Annotated in this window: 2 protein-coding genes; both read right to left on the bottom strand. The window is 65.4% G+C overall.

Translation table 11 applies throughout. The features are described 5' to 3' along the window. The coding region (locus QH290_RS00145) for a ParB/RepB/Spo0J family partition protein (RefSeq protein WP_280381617.1) at window positions 1–1754 on the bottom strand (1754 nt) is incomplete at its 3' end. Between the two features lie 120 nt (window positions 1755–1874). Beyond that, window positions 1875–2303: a hypothetical protein gene (locus QH290_RS00140; RefSeq protein WP_280381616.1), complete on the bottom strand. Its 429-nt coding sequence runs from the start codon at window positions 2301–2303 to the stop codon at window positions 1875–1877. Window positions 2304–2726 lie beyond the last annotated feature (423 nt).

The raw sequence follows: 2726 nt of genomic DNA, 5'->3' as shown, positions 1-2726 counted from the left end.
AGGAACCGCAGGTAGAACTCCACGTCGTCGCGAGTGTCGCGGTCACCGGGCTTGGGCGCGAGCTGCCGCAGCCGCCACAGATCCTTGGTGATGAGCCGTTCATAGCCTGCGAGAACCAGGACGTAGACATAGACGTCGGCGCGGCCTCGGGTCGCGTCGGTCAACGAGGAGGCGGCGGCCTCGGCGTTGTCGAATCCCAGCAGTTGCAGCGCCATGTCCGCAGCACCGAATCGGCTCAACAGCTCCCGATCACGCAGCATCGACGCGGCGACGAACATGGCCTCGTGCTTCGTGAGCGTCTTGCGCGGGACAACGTGCTCGGCCAGCCAGTCGCGCCGGGCCTTATTGACCGAGACGGCCTGCTGACCGAGCTTGTCGATCCGCGCGTTCGCCTGCCGCTCGACCTCACGGCGTTCGGCCGCCAGCCGCTGAGCTTCCCGGCGCGCAGCCTCCACCTTGGCGGCCTGCTCAGCGGCCAGGCGTTCGGCTTCGACGCGGGCTGCTGCGCGGCGCTCGGCCTGTTCCGGGTCCTCGGCTTCGACCACGCCTCCGGGACCGTCGGCCTCGACGGCTTCGGCTTCCTCCGAATGGACATCCGGATCGTCGTGGTCTGCGGCCGGAGATGACACAGGGGCGGGGTCGTCAGGCTCGTCGAGTTCGGCGTCGTCCACGGGCGGTGTGGGCATGACCGCGGCGGCGGCCATGTCATCGGGCCGGATGTAGAACCAAGGCCGCCACGGTGATTGCTTGACGGTGTCCGCATGACGCAGGCCGTCGGCGGCCTGTACTTCGCGGTGCTGGTCGGTGTCCCAGTCCACAGTGTCGGGATCGACGGGGACGCCGGTCTCGGCGTCGGTGATGTCGAGTTCGTCGTCCAGGTGCTGGAGGTAGACCGCCCACAGCGTGGCGCGTTCTCGGGTGGCCGCGGGCGTGACCTCGAGGCCGTCGAGAGAGCGGACATCTTCGATCGGCACATACTCGTCGTCGGCTTGCGGGAAGTCGTCGTCGGTAAGGACGCGATAGCCCTGTTCGGTGTAGCTGTGGGCCTCGGCCTGGTGGGCGCGGTCGCGCTCCCGCTGATCGCGCAGGAGATTTGCGGTCCAGTCGAAATTGCGGCCATCGGTCTGTTCCAGACGTGCGACGGCATCGGTGTCGCCGGCGTTCTCGAACTCTGCGATCACCTCCAACTGGGACAGGGTCAACGCACCGTCGTCGAGCAGCCGCCGGGCGGTCGGCGATTTCCCCACCGCGGCCGTGGATTTCACGACGTCCCGCTTCAGTCGAGTCTTCTCTGCGACCTTGGTGACCGACATTCCCAAGTCCAGCATCATGGCAACGGCCACAGCGTGATCGCTATCGGCCAGGGCGACACGACGGTACGTGCGGAGCTGCTCGGTGATCCGAGCCAGTTTGCGGGTCTTTTCGTCGAGATCGGGGGCGCGGCGAACCCAGCCAGGTATTTCCTCCAGACCTGCTTTACGGGCGGCCAACACACGTAACTGGCCCTCGACGACGCTGATGCTGCCGTCGGCGCACAGTTCGGCGATGATCGGAATCGAGACGCCATCTTCACGGACAGACGCCAGAAGGTCGATCAGCTTGGGATCTGATTCGAAGGTGTCATCGAAGGTCTGGCGGATATTGTCATCGACCACCAGGCTGTTCGGGTCGAGCGACGGCGGTTTGCGCAGCAGCTGTTCGTACGTATCGGTGGACTCGGTGGCAGGTGCGGATTCGGCGATGTCGGTCGTCATAGTGTTGTCTCCCTTGGCAATTGAGGAGAATGAGCAACGGCGGGCCCAGGCAGGGCCCGGCGGGGAATCCCGTGATGGTTGCCTCGTACAGCGGGTGCGTGGCTGTGTCCAGGCGCGGCATCAGGGGCCGTCGGCCGGTTTCCATTCGTAGGGCAGGCGGTGATAGCGACAGTCGTGGTCGGTGGCCGGGTCGCCCAGCATGCCGACGGGCACGGCCCGGTCGGGATAGATGGCGTCGGCGTCGACATCCGGGACGAAAAGGCACGAGCAGTCGGCACACCAGTAGATGGCGTTGATGAACCGCTCGAGCTGGACACCAGCGGCGGCGAACTGCGGCCAGTGCGGCCGATTAGCATCGTCGGATTCGGTCCGGCACCGGGCGGGGACGGTTGAGTTGATTCGCTCACAGAGGATGTCGATCTCGTCGGACTCCAGCGGTGCGGTGTCAGCGAAGTGCTCGGCGGAATGATCTGGCGTGCACTGGAATTGGCGAAGTGCGGCCAAGACGGTCGCGACTTCGCGATCGTCGAGACACTGTGGACGGTTCACCACCCCTCCCTCGAAGAACTGGATCGTCGGCTGGGTGGGTATCACCGATGTGGTGAAGCGGTGGATTCCGGTCGTGGATGATGTCGGTTGCGGTGGCTGCGGGCTCAGTGATCGGTAGGGGTGGTGGCCTGATGAGCGGTCTGGTTCCTGGGCCATTAGCGGACTGTCACCAGGGCTCGATCAGGTCGAACTTGAGGGGCTGGTAGCCGTCCGGCACGGTGTCTGCGACGGTGATCCGGTCGCGTGCCCATGTCCCGACCAGGCTGTAATTTCCGGTGGCGGTGAGGTTCCCCCGCTTTCACGGAGAGCTCTGACGTGGTCCGATAGGGGCCGGAAGGAGTTCATCAGTGGCAGCACCGAAGAAGTATCCGGACGAGTTGAGGGCTCGGGCGGTCAGGTTGTATCGGGATGCGGATCCCAAGC

The organism is Nocardia wallacei, from assembly GCF_029869545.1.
Lineage (GTDB): Bacteria > Actinomycetota > Actinomycetes > Mycobacteriales > Mycobacteriaceae > Nocardia > Nocardia wallacei_A.
The sequence above is the reverse complement of the archived record's forward strand: the minus strand, read 5'-3'. Positions and strand labels throughout refer to the sequence as shown.